This is a genomic window from Marinobacter sp. MIT930201, from assembly GCF_047122665.1.
GTDB lineage: Bacteria > Pseudomonadota > Gammaproteobacteria > Pseudomonadales > Oleiphilaceae > Marinobacter > Marinobacter salarius.
In genome coordinates, this window is record NZ_CP138916.1 from 1,945,565 (window position 1) to 1,963,312 (window position 17,748).

The following is a 17,748-nucleotide window of genomic DNA, read 5'->3' on the forward strand; positions in this document are numbered from 1 at the left end:
AGGCGTAACCGGTGCGAAAAGGAAGCGAACAATGCAGGCAGAGCTGATCGAGATACGCAACCACCTGGCCCAGCACGCCCCGTTTGATGAAATGCCGGAGAATGTCCTGGATCGTATTGTCTCCAGCATCGAAGTCGCCTATTTCCGCGCTGGCACAGACATTCTCACGCTGGGCGAACGAAACACCTACCTGCACTATGTGCGCAGCGGCGCCGTCGAGATTTATCGCCGCTCTGGCGAGCTATACAACCGCATTACCGAAGGTGAGATTTTCGGTCAGTTTGGTCTGCTGATGAACAAAACCGTGCGGTTTCCGGCCAAGGCTATTGAAGACTCCCTGATCTACCTGATTCCCGACGAAATATTTCAATATTTGTGGGAAAACGACGAGAATTTCACCGATTTTGTCGAAATTGAAGACCATTCACGTCTTCGGTCGGCACTTTCACGGCGGGAGAAATCGAATCAACCGATGACAGCACGGGTGACCCGGCTGATTTCCCGCGAGCCCGTGATGGCGCCCAACACCGTGCGCCTTCAGGAGGCCGCCCGAATCATGACGGACCGGGGAGTGTCGGCCCTCTTGCTGATGGACGAGAGCGGCAAACAGCCCCGGCTTTCAGGCATCATTACCGACCGTGACCTGCGCACCCGCGCCCTCTGCGAGGCACTGCCGTCGGAAACACCCATCAGCGACATCATGACGGAAGAGCTGATCACCACCCGTTCCGACGCCTTCATTTTCGAGGCCATGCTGACCATGCTGCACAACAACGTGCACCACCTGCCGGTAATGGAGGGTGACAAGGTGCGGGGTGTGATTGCACTGTCGGACATCGTCAAACACGAATCCCAGAGCAGCCTGTATCTGGTCAGTAACATCTATCATCAGCAGGATGTGAAGGGCCTGAAGCGCCTGAGCAAGGACGTGCCCAACACCTTTGTGCGCATGGTCCGTGAAGATGCGAACTCCCATATGATCGGCAGTGCCATGGCTGGCATCGGGCGCACCTTCAGCCAACGACTGCTTGAGCTGGGAGAGGAAAAGCTGGGGCCACCACCCGTGCCTTATTGTTTTATGGCACTCGGCTCCATGGCCCGGGACGAACAACTCGTTGTCACCGACCAGGACAACGCCATGGTGCTGGACGACAGCTTCGATCCGGCCCAGCACGATGAGTATTTCCTCGCCCTGGCGAAGTTCGTCAGTGATGGCCTGGCAGAGTGCGGCTACAGTTACTGCACCGGCGATATCATGGCCACCAACCAGAAGTGGCGACAACCGCTGCGGGTGTGGAAGGAATACTTCGCCGACTGGATCGAAAATCCCAAGGCGGAGGCGCTGCTCAATAGCAATATCTTCTTCGACCTGGACGGCATCCATGGCCGCACCGAATATACCGAAGAGTTGAAAACCTTCATTGCGGATAAAGCGAGCAATAGCCAGCGCTTCCTGGCCATGCTGGCCCGCAACGCCCTCAACCGCACGCCACCGCTGGGCTTTTTCCGTACCTTTGTGATGGAGGAAAGCGGCAAGCAGGCCAAGACCTTCAACCTGAAGCGTCGCGGCACGGCACCGGTGTCGGATCTGATCCGGGTGCATGCCCTGGCCTGTGGCTCACGGGCACAGAATACCTTCAACCGGCTCAAGGCCATTGGGCAAACCAAACTGATCCCGGAAGATGGCGTTGATAACCTTCGGGATGCCTTCGAGTTTATTGCCATAGTACGTATTCGACATCAGGCCCTCTCCATCGAAGCAGGAAGAGAGCCAGACAACAATGTGCGGCCGGAAGACCTTTCGCCATTCGAACGCAGTCACCTGAAAGACGCTTTTCAGGTGGTCGGCCAGGCACAAAAGTTCCTCAAATTCCGCTACAACCCCCAGGCTACCCGGAATGTCTGATGGTAAGACAGCACAGATCGACACTTTGTCCTGGCCCGAACAGTACCGGGAACTGGCAACACAAACGAAAGACCCGCGACTGAAGACGTTCTACGGGGCAGGTTGTGTGGCGCCGGAAACGCCTCTGAGCGACGTCCCGTTTGTAGCCGTGGATTTCGAAACCACCGGCCTGGACCCTGACAGTCACTCCATCGTCAGTATCGGTGTGGTGCCCTTTACCCTTGACCGTGTGCAACTGGGTGGTTCGCGGCACTGGCTGGTGAAACCGCAACTGCCGTTACACCAGACCTCTATCACGATACATGGCATAACCCATGCCGATATCGACAAGGCCCCTGATCTGGCCGACGTACTGGACGAATTTCTGGAAAGCATGGCCGGGCGCGTACCGGTGGTGCACTACCGCAATATCGAACGTCCGTTCCTGAACATGGCACTGAAGTGGCGAATCGGGGAGGACATACGCTTTCCGGTGATGGATACCATGGCCATTGAGGCTTACCTGCATCCGAACCGGAAACGCTCCTGGTGGCAGAAGTTGAAGGGTCAGCAGCCGATCTCAATTCGGCTGGCAGACAGCCGGCGGCGGTATGGGCTGCCACACTACCCACCGCACAATGCCTTGGTGGATGCGCTGGCCAGCGCCGAGTTGCTGATGGCGCAGGTCCAGCATCACTTTTCGCCAGAGACCCCCATCGGGGATCTCTGGCTGTAACGGGTTGTTTTAGTTGGAAGCGGTACGGCTGGCTTCTTTCACTTCACTGATCAGCGCGCCATACCCTTCCTTCTCCATGTTCTCCAACGGGATGAACCGAAGCGCGGCCGAGTTCATGCAGTAGCGCAACCCCGTTGGCGCCGGGCCGTCGTTGAACACGTGCCCGAGGTGGGAATCCGCATAGCGGCTACGGATCTCCGTACGGGTCATGAAGAAGCTGTTGTCCTCTTTCTCCACCACCATGTCCGGGCTGATCGGCTTGGTAAAGCTGGGCCAGCCAGTGTTGGACTTATACTTGTCACGGGAAGAGAACAGCGGCTCGCCGGACACAATGTCCACGTAGATACCGGCCCGTTTTTCATCGTAATACTCATTACGATAGGCAGGCTCGGTGCCATCCTCCTGGGTGATTTCGTACTGCGTCTCGGTCAACCGTGCCTTGAGTGTTTTGTCGTCAGGCTTGGTGAACGTGTCCGGATTGAATGCCTCAACCCGGCTGAGGTTCATGCCGGTATTGCCCTCAGATGCTTTGTTAACAGTGGCCTGTGCGGAACCACCGTTGTTCTCGGGGCGATACTGCGCATAGTCCACTTTCTCGTCCTCGCCCCAGACTTTCTCGATAAACTGGTAGCGGCCGGAGTTGAAGGTGTAGAACTGGTAGCGCACCGGGTTCTTCTTGTAGTAATCCTGATGGTATTCCTCGGCGTCGTAGAACGCTTCGAAAGGCACCACTTCAATCTTGACCGGATGATCGTAACGGCCGGATTCTTCCAGTGCCTTTATCGAGGCTTCGGCGGCGCGCTTCTGGGCGTCGTTGTGATAGAAAATCGCCGGCCGGTACTGTTTGCCCCGGTCCACATACTGGCCTTTCACGTCGGTCGGGTTGGCCGTACGCCACAGAGCCTGGAGCAGGCCTTCATAGGTGATCGTGTCAGGGTCGTAGTACACCTGGACCGCCTCGGTATGGCCTGTGCGGCCACCAGCTACCTGTTTATAGTTCGGGTTCTTCTCATCGCCGCCACTATAACCAGACACCGCCTCAACAACGCCGGGTACTTTCTCTTCATACGCCGCTTCCACGCACCAGAAACAGCCACCAGCGAACGTAGCAACCGCCAGGCCTGGGTCATCCGGGGCGTATTGTGATTCCGTCCCTTTGGAGGCGCCAACCTGGAAACCGGTCAATGCGAACGCTGCCGCAATAGACGTCAGTAACAGATACCGTTTCATAACCTTAACCTCTTGCCTTTTGAATACTGAGACCAGTTTGCACGGGATTCATCACATCACTTTCTCCAGTTTATTACGTTTGTATAACGCCGGAGAGATCATTATGGATGCAGGCAGCCCTATTCGGGTGGCCCTACCGGTAAGCGTATGCAGAAGGATGCCCCGCCGGAGCTCAGGTTCTCAACGCAGATATCACCGCCCTGAAGACTCATGATCCTACGGGCGATAGCCAGCCCCAGGCCGGCGTGGCCGGAACCGCCGGACGATTCGCCCCGGTAGAAAGGATCGAAAATGTGGGGCAGGTCCTCCTCCGGAATACCGGGGCCACTGTCGTGCACACAGACCTGCGGCAGCCCATCCGCCTGCCCGAACACCACTTCAATGCGGCTCTCTGAGGGACTGTAGGCAATGGCATTGCCGATCAGGTTGTCCAGTACCCGCTCGGTCATGGCCAGGTCCGCGTACGCCAGGGGGAGGTCCGGATCGCCATCCACCACAAGTTCCAACTGCCGGGTGCTGGCTTCCTGTCCATGTTTCTGGACTACATCGTGCACCAACTCCGCCAGCGGAAAGGGTTCCGGCACGGGCTGCTTTTCCCGGGCCTCGAGAGCAGCAAGCTCAAACAGCTCGTCCACCAGGCGGCTCAGGCGTCGGCCCTCCTTGAGGGCAATGTCGAGAAAGCGATCTTGCTCTTCCGCTGTCAGCCGGTCACGCCTGAGCTTGAGGCTTTCGATATAGCCCTGCATCGAGGCCAGCGGCGTACGCAGGTCATGGGACACCTGGGCCACCAGTTGCCGGCGCTGGGCGTCTTTTTCCGTCAGCAGTTCGATCTGGGACGCAATTCGGCTAGCCATGTCATCAAAGGTGGCACCCAGGTAGTCAATTTCGTCGCGCACCACTGGCCGCCGGCCCCGCCAGGTGCTCTGTAGGGCCTGTCGACTCATGTCACTGTGCTCGAAATCTTCCACCAGCCGGGTCAGCAAGGTCAGCCGGCGTGTCAGCAGCCGGAAGACCGCCAGCCCCGCTATCATCACCACCGCCAGACTGATAATCAGAGCCCAGGCGCTCAACTCCACCAACTGGCCACCCCGGGCCATGGTTTCCGCAGCATCGTATTCCTCGCCGCGCAGCACCACATAGAGATACCCTTCAGGGTTTTCAGCCGACGGCACCGGCGTTACGGAAAAGACTTTCTGCCGGTCATGGCTGCGGGGGTCGTCGCCCAGTACCGGGTAGCTGTCCATATCGTTCATCAGGCGGCGGATGGGTTCGAGCGAGACCTGCTTGCGTTTGATCTTCGCCGGATCAGCGGAGTAAGAGAGAATGGTGCCGTCCAAATCCAGCAGATAGATTTCAATGCTGGGATTGATGGTCATGTACAGCGCAAAGAGTTCTTTCAGGGCGCCGCGGTCGAGTTCCCCTTCACTGACCAGATTCCTGTCTGCCACCAGGTCTTTCGCCAGATCCCGGTGCAGCTCCTGATTAACAGACGCGTTGTACTCCCGCAGGGAATACAAGCTGAAAAAGGTGTACAGCAGACCAACGGCCAACAGGAGCAGGAAAAGACCTAACGTCAGCCGGGTGTAGAGTGTCTTCAGCATGGTTCAGTCCCGGAAGCGATAGCCCACCCCCCAGACGGTTTCGATAAACTCCGGTCGCGCCGGGTCTTGCTCAATCTTGCCGCGCAGACGATTAATGTGGGTATTGACGGTATGCTCGTACCCTTCGTGATTGTATCCCCAGACCTTGTCCAGCAGCTGAACCCGGCTGAAGACTCGTCCCGGGTGGCTGGCAAAGTGCCAGAGCAGGTCGAACTCGCGGGCCGTCAGTTCCACCTCCTGTTCCCATACGAACACTCGGCGCCTGGCCGGATCGATACGCAAACCTTCAGTGTCCAATTCACCCAACTCTTCGGGCCCGGACGTTTCGCCTGACGAACTCGACATGGCGTCCACCCGCCGGAACAGGGCTTTCACCCGTGCCGACAGCTCGGCCACGCTGAAGGGTTTGGTGAGGTAATCGTCCGCCCCCATCTCCAAGCCCAGTACACGATCCAGCTCCGTGCTTTTCGCTGTCAGCATCAGCACCGGCACATACCCGGGGCCGGAGCGAATCTCCCGACACACCGAGAGACCGTCCATTCCAGGCAACATCAGATCAAGCACCACCAGGTCGATGTCCCCTTCGCGAAAACGCTCCAGCCCGGTATCGCCCCGGTCACAGAGAACAGCATTCATGCCAAGGTCCGCCACGTGCATTCGCACCAGCTCCCCGATACCCGGGTTATCCTCAACAATCAGTACGTTTCGTGTCATAAGTTACTGGCTCTGGAAGCTCGCAAATTACCGTTAGTTGATACCAGTGTAGAGCCAAAAGTTCACAAATGTATCACGCCGATATCAGGCCTCCAGGCTGCCCAGCAGGCGTTGACGGATAATATTGTCTGCTTCATCCATAATGCGGCCAATCAGTTCCTCACAACTGGGAATGTCGTGAATCAGTCCCGCCACCATGCCACAGCTCCAGGCGGCCTCATCCATCTTACCTTCCTGAAGCACCAATCTGCCTTTCACTCCAGTGACCAGATGGCGAATGTCATCAATGGTTTCGGTACCGGCTTTCGCGTGCTCGATGCGGATGATTTCTTCCACGGCAGCGTTGTTCATTACCCGCTCGGTGTTACGGAGGTTCCGCATAATGAGGCGGGTCTGGAGTTCGTCCGCTTCGACAATGGCCTGCTTGACGTTATTGTGGATGGGGGCGTCTGTGGTGGCCAGAAAACGGGTACCCATGTTCATGCCCTCTGCACCCAGTGCCATCGCGGCTACCAGGCTGCGACCATCCGCCATACCACCTGACGCAACAAATGGAATGGTGAGTTCTTCCGCAGCGCGGGGCAGCAGGATAAAGTTGGGAATGTCATCCTCGCCCGGGTGGCCGCCACATTCGAAGCCGTCCACGCTGACCGCATCGCAACCAATTTTTTCGGCCTTCAGGGCATGGCGCACCGAGGTGCATTTATGGATAACCTTGATACCCGCGGCCTTGAGCTGCGGCATGTATTGCTCGGGACTGCGCCCGGCGGTTTCCACCACCTTGACGCCACCGTCGACAATGGCCTGGATATAGTCCGGATAGGGGGGCGCCTTGAAGGATGGCAGGAAGGTCAGGTTTACTCCGAAAGGCTGGTCGGTCATCTCAGCACAACGTGCAATTTCCCGAGACAGGTCTTCCGGGGTAGGCTGGGTCAGCCCGGTGATTATACCAAGACCACCGGCGTTGGAGACGGCTGCTGCCAGCTCTGCATAACCCACGTGATGCATGCCACCCTGGATAATCGGGTGACGGATACCAAACAATTCGGTGATTCTGGTCTTCATAGCGGGCTTCCTGTTTTGTCGTTAGAATGAAATCGAGTACCGATACGAGGTTGCAGTGACAGAAAAAACAACAACAAGGGCGACACCAGCAGATGCCTTCCGGCGTGCACGGAGAATGTGGCTGAAAGGTGAACGAATTCATCTGGCATCGCTGTCTGCAGAATTGAATATTGGCAGGGCCACCCTGTTTCGCTGGGTTGGCAACAAGGATTTACTGCTGGGGGAAGTGCTCTGGTCACTCTACGAACCCCTGAGGCTGGAAGCGCTGAACGCAACACCGGGGAACGGCGTCGACTTTGTCGTCGGGGTATACCGTCACATTAACTCCACCCTGTTGCACTCTGAACCTTTGCGGCGGTTTATCCGCGAAGACCCGGAGTACGCACTCAAAATCCTGACGTCATCCCAGTCCACGCTTCACAGCCGTACTGTTGAGGCCAACACCCGCACCCTTCGGGATCAGATTGCGGGCGGACATATTAATCCACCCCTGAACGTGAACAGCCTGTCCTACTTCATGGTGCGCCTGGCCGAATCCTGCCTGTACAGCGACATCATCAACGGTCGCGAACCTCGTGAAGAGGAGCTGGAGGACGCCTGTACCGCTGTTCGTGTAATGCTTGGCGGAACGGCCTGAACAGAGACCTATCCGCCACAGTCCGTCAGGCACGGGGTGGGGCCCTTTTCTGCCGGGAAAAAGATGTCTGAGCGAAGCGAGTTCTTTTTCCCAGAAGAAAAGGGCCCCACCTCGGGCCTTGCCCGCTGACGAGCAGGCTTAAAGCTGCAGGGACCGCACCTCCAGAAACTCTTCAAGTCCCCACTTACCAAACTCACGCCCGATACCGGAGTGGCCGAAGCCGCCAAACGGCGCCAACGGGTTGAAGTCCCCACCGTTGACGAACACCTGCCCGGTGCGCAGTTTGCCTGCCACTTTTTTCGCGTGGGCGTCATCGGCCGACCAGACAGCGCCGGACAGTCCATAGGCAGTGCCATTGGCGATCTCGATGGCCTCGGCTTCGTCCTGATAAGGAATCACGCACAGCACTGGGCCGAAGATCTCCTCCTGGGCAATGCGGCTGTCAGGTTTGACGTTGCCGAACACCGTGGCCTTGACGAAGTAGCCCTTGTCGCAGCCTTCCGGAGCTTCCGGGCCGCCGGCAATCAGGGTGGCGCCTTCTTTGATACCGATGTTGATAAAGTCGATGACTTTGTCCCGCTGCTGGGCCGAAGCCAGCGGGCCCAGGCGTGTGGTTTCTTCCAGCGGATTGCCCGGCGTCATTTTCGCCACCGCATTAGCGGCCAGTTCGCAGGCTTCGTCATGCTTCTGGGCCGGCACCAGCATGCGGGTCAGCGCCGTACAGGTCTGACCTGAGTTCAGCAGGCAGTTGTTGACGGTTCCCTTGACCGCTTTCGCCAGGTCGGCATCCGACAGGATAACCGAGGCGGACTTGCCGCCCATCTCCAGGGCAAAGCGCTTGAAGTCATCGGCAGCAGCGTGGGCAATCAGGCTGCCGGTGCGGGTGGAGCCGGTGAACGACACCATGTTGACGTCCGGATGTTTGATCAGGGTGTCGCCCACGGTGTGGCCTTCGCCGCAGACCAGGTTGAAAACACCCTCGGGCAGGTCTGTCTGGTCCAGAATATCCGCCAGGATATAGGCACTCTGGGGCGCGATTTCAGACGGCTTGAGCACCACCGTGCAACCGGCGGCAATGGCCGGAACCACCTTGAGGATGACCTGGTGCAGAGGGTAATTCCAGGGGGTGATGCATCCCACCACACCCACCGGCGTGTACTGCACCTCGGAGTTGCCGACCTGTTCGGCAAAGGTGAATTCCGGCAGCATTTTCAGGTAGCTTTTGGTGATGGTGGCCGGCAGCCCCGCCTGAATACCGGTGGCCAGTTTGATAGGCATCCCCACTTCCCGGCATACCGTTTCGGCTATCTCACCCGCCCGTTCTTTCAGGCCGGCATGCAATTGCTCCAACACGTGCAATCGCTTTTCCAGTGTGCTTTCCGACCAGCTTTCGAAAGCAGTGCTGGCAGCGGCGATGGCCTTTTCCATTTCCTCGCGACCGGAGGCGGGAACCTTGGCAATCACGTCGCCAGTGGCCGCTTCGTGAACATCAATGGTCTCACCATTCCAGTTCTGCCATTGGCCGTTGATGTAGTTTTTGCTGAGATCATTCATGGTTCTGCTCCTGAATCAGTCGAACACGATCACGCCACGGGCGTTCTTGCCAGCCAACATATCATCGAAGGCCTGGGGTGCGTCATCAATGTGGTAAGTGCGGGTGACAAGTTCGTCGAGTTTGAGCTTGCCCGCCTTGTAGAGCCCCAGGATACGTGGGAAATCGTATTGTGGACGTGCGGAGCCCAGCCAGCTGCCCTTGAGGGTTTTCTCGTCGGCTGGAAGCGTCAATGTGGTGATAGAAGTTCTATCCTTTGGGTCTGAAACGCCCACCACCACGGCGGTACCACCCCGACCCAGGCATTTGTAAGCCTGTTCAACCACTGCGCCGGCGCCCACGCATTCGAAGGCGTAGTCCACGCCGCCCGTGAGTTTTTTCACGGCTTTGGCGCCGTCCTCCACCTCGCTGATATTGACGGTGTGCGTGGCACCGAACTCACGGGCCATTTCCAGCTTTTTCTCGTTGTTGTCCACTGCCACGATCATTTCCGCGCCGGCGGTGACGCAGCCCTGAATGGCGTTCAGCCCCACGCCGCCTATACCGAATACCGCCGTGCGGGACCCCGGTTCAACGTTGGCGGTGTTGAACACGGCACCAACGCCGGTCATCACCGCGCAGCCCACCAGAGCGGCGTTCTGCATGGGCACGGATTCATCCACTTTGACGCAGTTGTCCACGTGCATGGTGGCATATTCCGCCATCACGCCGCAGGCGCCGAACACGTTGAGATCCTCACCATCCGCGCCTTTGGTGCGAACAGTGCCATCGGGCAGGGTAAACATTGCTTTCCGGGCGTTTTCACAGAGCACCGGGCGGCCACGAACACACTGACGGCATTTGCCGCACATGGAAATAAAGGAACTGACCACGTGGTCGCCTTCCTTGAAGGCGGTGACACCCTCGCCCACTTCAATAACAACACCGGCGGCTTCGTGACCGAGCACCAGGGGCGCGGGGTAGGGAATTTTGCCGGTGGTGGCGGACTGGTCACTATGGCAAACGCCACAGGCTCCGATCCTGATGGTGATTTCGTCCCGCCTCGGACCTTCCACGGTAATGGTTTCCACCTGAACGGGTTGGCCCCATTCGCGGCAGACGACGGCTTTGGCTTTTCTGTCCATTCTGTTTACACCACCTCGAAAAGACCAGCCGCGCCCTGGCCACCGCCAATGCACATAGTTACGACCACATACTTGGCACCACGGCGCTTACCTTCGATCAGGGCATGACCGGCCAAACGAGAGCCCGTGACACCGTAGGGATGGCCAATGGAGATAGAGCCGCCGTTGACGTTCAGCTTTTCCATGGGAATGCCCAGGCGATCACGGCAGTAAACTACCTGCGACGCGAAGGCTTCGTTCAATTCCCACAGGTCGATATCGTCCATCTTCAGGCCATTCCGCTCCAACAGGCGTGGAATCGCGAAAACAGGGCCAATACCCATCTCATCCGGCTCACAGCCCGCCACCGCGAAGCCGCGGAAAATACCCATGGGCTCGATGTTGTTTTTCTCGGCATGGGCGCTGTTCATCACCGTACACACGGACGCACCGTCAGACAGCTGGGACGCGTTACCGGCGGTGACGAACTGATTGTCTCCGCGCACCGGATTCAGGCCCTGGAGGCCTTCCAGAGTGGTGTTGGGGCGGTTGCACTCGTCACGGGTCAGGGTGACGTCCTTATAACTGACATCCCCCGTTTCCTTGTCCTTCACCATCATAGTGGCGTCAAAGGGCACGATTTCATCGTCAAACCGACCCGCTTCCTGAGCTGCGGCGGTGCGCTGCTGGGAGATCAACGCGTACTCGTCCTGAGCCTCACGGCTAACGCCATAGCGCTGCGCGACAATGTCGGCGGTCTCAATCATCGCCAGATACAACTCGGGCTTGTTCTTCATCAGCCAATCGTTGGTAGCGTGGAAGCTGTTGAGCTTCTCGTTCTGCACCATGGAAATGGATTCGACGCCACCCGCCACCATGGCCGGTACCTTCTCCGACACCACCCGCTGGGCGGCAATGGCGATGGACTGAAGGCCGGAACTACAAAAACGGTTGATCGAAAGGCCAGCGGTGGTTACCGGCAGACCGGCACGAATCGCCGCCAGCCGAGCGATGTTCTTGCCCTGGGCGCCTTCATGGAACGTAGCGCCGAGGATGACATCTTCAACAATATTCGGGTCGATACCCGCACGCTGCACAGCCTGCTGGATCACATGGCCGGCCAGATCCACGCTGTGGGTGTTGTTCAGTGCGCCACGGTAGGATTTACCAAGACCGGTACGGGCAGTGGAAACAATAACGGCATCAGACATAACAAACTCCTTCGTAAACGTGTAGGTGGCTCAAACCTCGGCAGTATGGTCGGTCACGGGGTGGGGTGCCTTTTCTGCCGGGAAAAAGATGTCTGAGCGCAGCGAGTTATTTTTCCCAGAAGAAAAGGCACCCCGCCTCGGGACCAGCCACCACACCAGCAGGCCAGGCTTTTAAAGGTCCGAAAACTTGCGCCCTTCACTGACCAGTTTTTGCAACAGGGCTGCTGGCTTCCACTGCTCGCCCCCCAGGTCATCGTAGAACTGTTCAACGGTGCCAAGTATGTTGTCCAGACCAATCTGATCCGCCCAGAACATCGGCCCACCCCGATAGGCCGGGAAGCCATAGCCGTAGATCCAGGTAATGTCGATATCCAGGGACCGGTCCGCAATGCCCTCCTCCAGAATCTTGGCACCCTCATTGACCATCACGTACATGCACCGCTCCAGAATCTCCTGGTCGGTGATCTCGCGGGACTTGATACCCTGCTCCTGACGGAACTCGGCAATAACCCGGTCCACTTCCGGATCGGGAATCGGCTTGCGATTACCCTCTTCGTACCTGTACACGCCCGCCTGGGTCTTCTGGCCAAGGCGCCCCTGCTCCGCCAGCTTATCCATCCAGCTCGCCGGCACGTCCTCACCTGCCTTGCGACGCTCCTGACGGATGCTGTAGCCAATATCGATACCGGCCAGGTCCGACATCGCAAACTGCCCCATGGGGAAGCCCAGGTCGGTCAGTACCTTGTCCACCTGTTGCGGGCTCGCACCTTCGTTGACCAGCGCCATGGCCTCTGCGCCTCGCTTGTGCAGCATGCGATTGCCAACGAAGCCATAGCAGTTGCCCACCATGACCCCGACCTTGCGAATCTTCTTCGCCAACGCCATGGCGGTGGCCTTGACCTCATCAGAGGTTTTTTCGCCGCGCACAATTTCCAGCAGCTTCATCACGTTGGCGGGGCTGAAGAAGTGCAGGCCAATCACGTCCTGCGGACGTTTCGTTGCCGCCGCAATGTCATCAATACTGAGGGTGGAGGTGTTGGACGCCAGAATCGCACCCGGTTTGCAGGCGTCGTCCAACTGACCGAAAATCTTTCTCTTCAGTTCCATGCTTTCAAACACCGCCTCGATCACCAGATCCACATCGCTGAAATCGTCATAGGTCAGGGTGCCGCTGATCAGGCTCATGCGCTCCTCAACCTGGGCCTGGGTGATACGGCCTTTCTTCGCGGTGTTCTCGTAGTTTCGGCGAATCACTGCCAGACCCTTGTCCAGCGCCTCCTGCTTGACCTCGGCGATGGTCACGGGTATCCCGGCGTTGGCGAAGTTCATGGCAATGCCGCCGCCCATGGTGCCTGCACCTATAACACCCACTTTATGGATGTCACGAACAGGTGTTTCCTTGGGAAGACCTTTCACTTTGGCGACTTCCCGCTCGGCAAAGAAGGCATGAATCAGGCCCGCACGCTGTGGGGACTCCATGCACTCCATAAACAGTTCACGCTCACGCTTCATACCGTCTTCAAAGGGCAGGCTGAAGGCGGCTTCCACCGCATCCACGCACTTGAACGGGGAAAACTGGCCCCGAGCTTTCTTCTGCAGGCCAGCGCGGAACTGTTCAAACACCTCGCTACCCTTGTCGGCCTCAAGCTTATCGGTCAGATCCCGTACGCGACGAACTGGCTTTCCTTCATCGGCAATGTTCTGTGCGTAGGCCAGGCCAACGGCCTTGATGTCATTGCCATCTTTAACCGCATCAACAATGCCCAGGGCCAGAGCGTCTTTAGCGCCAACAAACTCACCGGAAGTGATCATTTCCAGGGCTTTCTGCGCACCCGTCAAACGTGGCAGGCGCTGAGTGCCCCCGGCTCCGGGCAACAAGCCCAGCTTTACTTCCGGCAATCCCACCTTGGCGCTGCTCAAGGCCACCCGGTAATGGCAACCCAAAGCGGTTTCCAGGCCACCGCCCAGCGCAGTGCCGTGAATTGCCGCAACAATTGGCTTGTCGCAGTTCTCATATTGGTCAACAACGGACGGCAGCCCCGGATCCTGCATGGGCTTGCCGAACTCGCTAATGTCGGCCCCGGCAATAAAAGTGCGGCCTTCGCACACCAGCAACAGTACCTTGGCGTCGGCGTCTTTCTGGCCCTGCTCCAGTGCAGCCACCAGGCCGGAACGAACCGCATGGCTGAGGGCGTTCACCGGCGGATAGTTCACGGTGATCACGCCAATGGAGCCTTCCCGGTTATAAGTCACGACCTCAGACATAATATCTCCTCGCCATATATGGAATGTAGTTTTAACAAGCGAAACATAGTCACGATTTAATACAAGTTTTCGGCAGGTTTCAACCATGAACTAAAATGCAGGCATAAAAAAACCCCAGAACGAATTCTGGGGTTTTCGAGAAAATCGGCTCGGGGAAGGCCCGGACGGGGATCTCTCTCCGAAACACGCTGTAAATACATCCCTGTACGCTCGGCTCCGCCATCCATGGCTCCGCACGGTTTCGGAGAGAGATCCCCGTCCGGGTCCACGCTTTATCAGTTAGCCCGCAAAATCAAACACCAAGCGATTCAATATCGCTGGCCAGCATCGCCAGTTGGTGAGCAATGGATTCCCGCAGCTTTTCCCCGGAAATCAGATAGGAAGGCGCCGCACAAGTCAGCGCCATAATGGTGCCATCCTGCAGGTGAATGGGCACACCCGCAGAGTTGATGTTGCGATCCCACTCGCCAAGCGACAGGCAGAAGCCATACTTCTTGTAGTCTTCCATAGAACGTTCGAGGCCCTCCTGCTTCTCAGGCCAGGCGTCACCATATTTGGCTTCCATGGCGTCCGTGATGACCTTGCGGCCTTTATCCGAAATGGCACAGTAGTAGGCTCGCCCGGCCGATGTCGTGGCCATGGGCAGCTTCAGACCGATATCCATACGCAGCAGCGATGCTTCCGGCGGCAGGCGATTTTCCACATAGATCATGTGCAGACGATCGCGGCACGTCAGGCCCACGGACATGTTGGTCTGACGGGCAAACTCGTCCATGTAAGGCTTAGCCAGCTGGCGCACTTTAAGGTTGGAAACGTAGGCGTAACCAAGAGCCAATACACCGGAGCTGAGCTGGTACTTTTCCAACTGGGCGTTATAACTGAGGTAACCCAGCTTGGTCAGGGTGTAGGTCATGCGCGAAACGGTGGGTTTCGGCAGCCCGGTCAGGCGCGCGATGTCCTGATTGCCCAGAATCACCGAGCCCTGGCTAAAGGCGCGAAGCACATCCAGGCCACGGGAAAGTGCCTCTACAAACTTGCGATCTTTCTCAGGCTTTACCGGTTCACCATCACCGGATGCTGCCAGGAGTTCCGGCGGGGTAGCTTGTGCTTTTGTCATAAACGGGCGTCCTCCAACAGCTGCGCCTGATCCGCTGTGCCCGGACTACCGGGGCTATGTTCGGATAGTAAGAAAAGATGCGGTATTTTAATCGCTGCAGATATCAAGTACCAGAAACCATTATCAAAAGTCGTGCCAAATATGAAACACTCTTCCTTTATGTTTCAATTCTCTTCCAATATCGCGACACAAGACCCCGGGTTTACGGATAGTTTGCGGTATATTATTCTGCAATGTGAAACTTGGTAACTGAATTAGAAGCCGATGACAACCCCGGAGAGCACATGAAAGTTCTATTTGTCGCAGGAGACCCCAAACCGGAGCGCTGGACCGTTCCCATAAAGGAGCTGCTTCCGGAAGCCGAGGTTCACGTATGGGACGCCAACGGCCCGGCGGTGGATGCCGATTACGCCATTGTCTGGCAACCACCGGAACAACTGTTTGAGCGCGAGAAAAAGCTTAAAGCCGTGTTTAACCTGGGCGCGGGAATCGATGGGTTGCTGGCCGTGCCCAATCTGCCGCCTCAATTGCCCATCGTGCGCCTGGAAGATGCCGGCATGTCCGCGCAAATGGCGGAATACGTGTTGCATCAGCTACTGGAAGCCAGCCGGGGCATGGAAACCTACCGCGAGCAGCAACGCCAGGGTATCTGGAAAATCCATCGCCCGATCAAGCGCAGTGAGTGGCCCGTAGGCGTCATGGGCCTTGGCCATATTGGCAAGCGGGTGGCGCGCACCCTCGCCGGCCTGGATTACCGGGTCAACGGCTGGGCCCGCAGCAAGCACGACCTGGACGGCGTCTCGACCTTTTCCGGTACCGAAAACCTGACCGATTTCCTGCAATCAACCAGGGTTCTGGTGAACACTCTTCCACTGACCGACGAAACCCGGGACATCCTCAATCATAAGCACCTCAGCCAACTCATGCCCAATGCCGTGGTGATCAACGTGGGCCGGGGAGAACACCTGGTGGAAGAGGACCTGATCAAAGCCATCGAAGACGGCCATGTCGCCCGGGCGTCCCTGGATGTGTTTCGCCAGGAACCCCTGCCCGCGGATCACCCCTTCTGGCAGCGGCCGGAGATCACCATTACGCCACATATCTCGGCGCGCACCCTGAGGGAGGCCACCCTGGAGCAGATCACCGGTAAGATCCAGGCACACCACAACGGTCAGCCGATTTCCGGCATCGTGGACCCCAGCCGAGGATATTGAAACCCTATACATTTGCGCCGGTCAGCCAGTGGCCGGCGCCACCACAAATATCCCCCACAGCATCAGCAATAACAACGGAATGGAGAGCAGGACAAAAGCGCCGTTCCAACCAAACGCCACCACCCAGCGTGACACCTGCCCGAATCGTGACAGCAGCATAACGGCCGGGCCGAACGGCGACAGCATCATGGCAAGGGAGAAACCAATCACCAGGGCGACCGCAATCGGCAGGGGGTTCACGCCCTCGGCGACCAATTGCGGCATCAACCCTGCCTGAACACTCAGCACAGTAATCGGGATGATGCCGATGGCTGAGAGCATCGGCATCATCAATAACCCACCCACAGCCAGTAAAAATACGCCCAGCTCACCAGTCGCCATGCCTGCCAGGGCATCCGCCGGAATCACCGAGACCAACGCCACGCCCAACCCGGCGGAACCTGCGAAGATCGACATTTCGTTGCTCATACCGAGCATATTGTCGGTGGCTTCACGTACCGCCATAGCTGGCGAGCGATCGTGCCAGAACATATAAAGAAGGGTGACCACCGGCACCGTCAGCATCGCGGCCACTGACACTTTCAGTTCCGTTAACTGCACCAGCAGGCCCATCGCCGTGAAGATGATCAATACCAGCAACAACAACCGCCCACTTCCAGCCGGCCAGGCTTCCAGCGGTTCGCGCTCACCGCTGACCCGACGAAAACGCTTGTGCTCCAACCCCCACCCCACCAGAACCAGCAACACCGCGCTGCCAATGCCATAGGGCAGCAGGCCCGACCAGCTCAGGGAGGGCACTTCACGGGTAATAATGGCGACCGCAACACTGGTTGGTGCAACCAGCGGCACCAGCGCAAATCCTCGCAATGTACTGATCAGCACACTGCGCAACCAGCGCACCCGCGAAGCCCCGGTAATACCCCGCTGCCGCAGGGTATCCGACAACGTACCGCAAAGCAGGTTCATCACGCCGAAGCTCAGCACTGATGCAATGCCACAACTCACTACCGCGTATTTCGGGTACAGCAACGCCGGGCGACCACCCAGCAACACGTCGTGTATACGCTGCAGCACCTCAAGCCGTCGAACCAGGCATTGCATCATCCCCAGGCTTCCCAGGAACGCTGCATAAAAGGCAGCGTTGGACGCGGCACGAATCAGATCCTCGGCGGCCAGTTGCCGGATAAACCCCAGATAACCGATCACAACCAGCGAGATCAGGAACAGGTAACGGGAATACGATTGCAGCCGCCTCAGCGCCAGCGTGAAATAAAGCACAAACAACACACCCGCAAAGGCACTGACCTTTATGCTGGAAAGGCAAAGCGCCAAAAGCTCCAGAAAAACCGCAGCAGGAACCAGAAAACGGCTCATAGCAGATTACTGACCTTGGTTGGTGGTATCGGTTGCATTTCAAA

14 protein-coding genes are annotated in these 17,748 nt (G+C 57.8%); 4 read left to right on the top strand and 10 right to left on the bottom strand.

Translation table 11 applies throughout. The annotated features are described in order from the left end of the window. The first annotated feature begins 31 nt into the window (after positions 1-31). Both SIC19_RS09060 and SIC19_RS09065 read left to right on the top strand, forming a co-directional pair. Positions 32-1,906: a putative nucleotidyltransferase substrate binding domain-containing protein gene (locus tag SIC19_RS09060; RefSeq protein ID WP_036202158.1), complete on the top strand. Its 1,875-nt coding sequence runs from the start codon at positions 32-34 to the stop codon at positions 1,904-1,906. Beyond that, positions 1,899-2,621: a 3'-5' exonuclease gene (locus SIC19_RS09065; protein ID WP_075195527.1), complete on the top strand. Its 723-nt coding sequence runs from the start codon at positions 1,899-1,901 to the stop codon at positions 2,619-2,621. The genes SIC19_RS09060 and SIC19_RS09065 overlap by 8 nt, the downstream gene beginning before the upstream one ends. 9 nt (positions 2,622-2,630) lie before the next feature. Here the strand turns inward: SIC19_RS09065 and msrB are convergent, their stop codons facing one another. The 4 genes from msrB to SIC19_RS09085 all read right to left on the bottom strand — a co-directional run bounded on the left by msrB (position 2,631) and on the right by SIC19_RS09085 (position 7,231). Next, the gene (gene msrB / locus SIC19_RS09070) at positions 2,631-3,851 is read right to left on the bottom strand and encodes a peptide-methionine (R)-S-oxide reductase MsrB (RefSeq protein WP_075195528.1); all 1,221 of its coding nucleotides are present in this window, start codon (positions 3,849-3,851) and stop codon (positions 2,631-2,633) included. Positions 3,852-3,970: 119 nt separating this feature from the next. Next, a complete protein-coding gene (locus SIC19_RS09075) occupies positions 3,971-5,452 on the bottom strand; it encodes a sensor histidine kinase (protein ID WP_075195529.1) in 1,482 nt (493 codons plus the stop codon). 3 nt (positions 5,453-5,455) lie between these two features. Then, a complete protein-coding gene (locus SIC19_RS09080) occupies positions 5,456-6,166 on the bottom strand; it encodes a response regulator transcription factor (protein ID WP_036202148.1) in 711 nt (236 codons plus the stop codon). A gap of 84 nt (positions 6,167-6,250) precedes the next feature. Next, positions 6,251-7,231 carry an NAD(P)H-dependent flavin oxidoreductase gene (locus tag SIC19_RS09085; protein WP_075195530.1) on the bottom strand — a complete coding sequence of 327 codons (981 nt, stop codon included), beginning with the start codon at positions 7,229-7,231 and terminating at the stop codon, positions 6,251-6,253. Between the two features lie 115 nt (positions 7,232-7,346). Between SIC19_RS09085 and SIC19_RS09090 the strand changes: the two genes are divergently transcribed. After that, on the top strand, positions 7,347-7,868 hold the full coding sequence (locus SIC19_RS09090; protein ID WP_174447638.1) for a QsdR family transcriptional regulator: 522 nt from the start codon (positions 7,347-7,349) through the stop codon (positions 7,866-7,868). A 138-nt stretch (positions 7,869-8,006) separates the two neighbouring features. Here the strand turns inward: SIC19_RS09090 and SIC19_RS09095 are convergent, their stop codons facing one another. The 5 genes from SIC19_RS09095 to SIC19_RS09115 all read right to left on the bottom strand — a co-directional run bounded on the left by SIC19_RS09095 (position 8,007) and on the right by SIC19_RS09115 (position 15,116). Further along, positions 8,007-9,422: an aldehyde dehydrogenase family protein gene (locus SIC19_RS09095; protein WP_075195531.1), complete on the bottom strand. Its 1,416-nt coding sequence runs from the start codon at positions 9,420-9,422 to the stop codon at positions 8,007-8,009. Positions 9,423-9,437: 15 nt separating this feature from the next. Next, positions 9,438-10,544 carry a zinc-binding dehydrogenase gene (locus SIC19_RS09100; protein ID WP_041335596.1) on the bottom strand — a complete coding sequence of 369 codons (1,107 nt, stop codon included), beginning with the start codon at positions 10,542-10,544 and terminating at the stop codon, positions 9,438-9,440. Positions 10,545-10,549: 5 nt separating this feature from the next. Further along, positions 10,550-11,734, bottom strand: coding sequence for an acetyl-CoA C-acyltransferase (locus SIC19_RS09105; RefSeq protein ID WP_412535600.1), 1,185 nt, complete (start codon positions 11,732-11,734; stop codon positions 10,550-10,552). A gap of 171 nt (positions 11,735-11,905) precedes the next feature. Continuing rightward, positions 11,906-13,999 carry a 3-hydroxyacyl-CoA dehydrogenase NAD-binding domain-containing protein gene (locus tag SIC19_RS09110; RefSeq protein ID WP_127402350.1) on the bottom strand — a complete coding sequence of 698 codons (2,094 nt, stop codon included), beginning with the start codon at positions 13,997-13,999 and terminating at the stop codon, positions 11,906-11,908. Between the two features lie 292 nt (positions 14,000-14,291). Next, on the bottom strand, positions 14,292-15,116 hold the full coding sequence (locus tag SIC19_RS09115) for an IclR family transcriptional regulator (protein WP_041335593.1): 825 nt from the start codon (positions 15,114-15,116) through the stop codon (positions 14,292-14,294). A gap of 284 nt (positions 15,117-15,400) precedes the next feature. On the opposite strand from SIC19_RS09115, the gene SIC19_RS09120 reads away from it, so the two are divergent. Beyond that, complete coding sequence (locus SIC19_RS09120; RefSeq protein WP_127402351.1) at positions 15,401-16,330, top strand: 2-hydroxyacid dehydrogenase; 930 nt, start codon at positions 15,401-15,403, stop codon at positions 16,328-16,330. A gap of 21 nt (positions 16,331-16,351) precedes the next feature. On the opposite strand, the gene SIC19_RS09125 is transcribed toward SIC19_RS09120, so the two are convergent. Continuing rightward, on the bottom strand, positions 16,352-17,704 hold the full coding sequence (locus SIC19_RS09125) for a hypothetical protein (protein WP_127402352.1): 1,353 nt from the start codon (positions 17,702-17,704) through the stop codon (positions 16,352-16,354). Positions 17,705-17,748 lie beyond the last annotated feature (44 nt).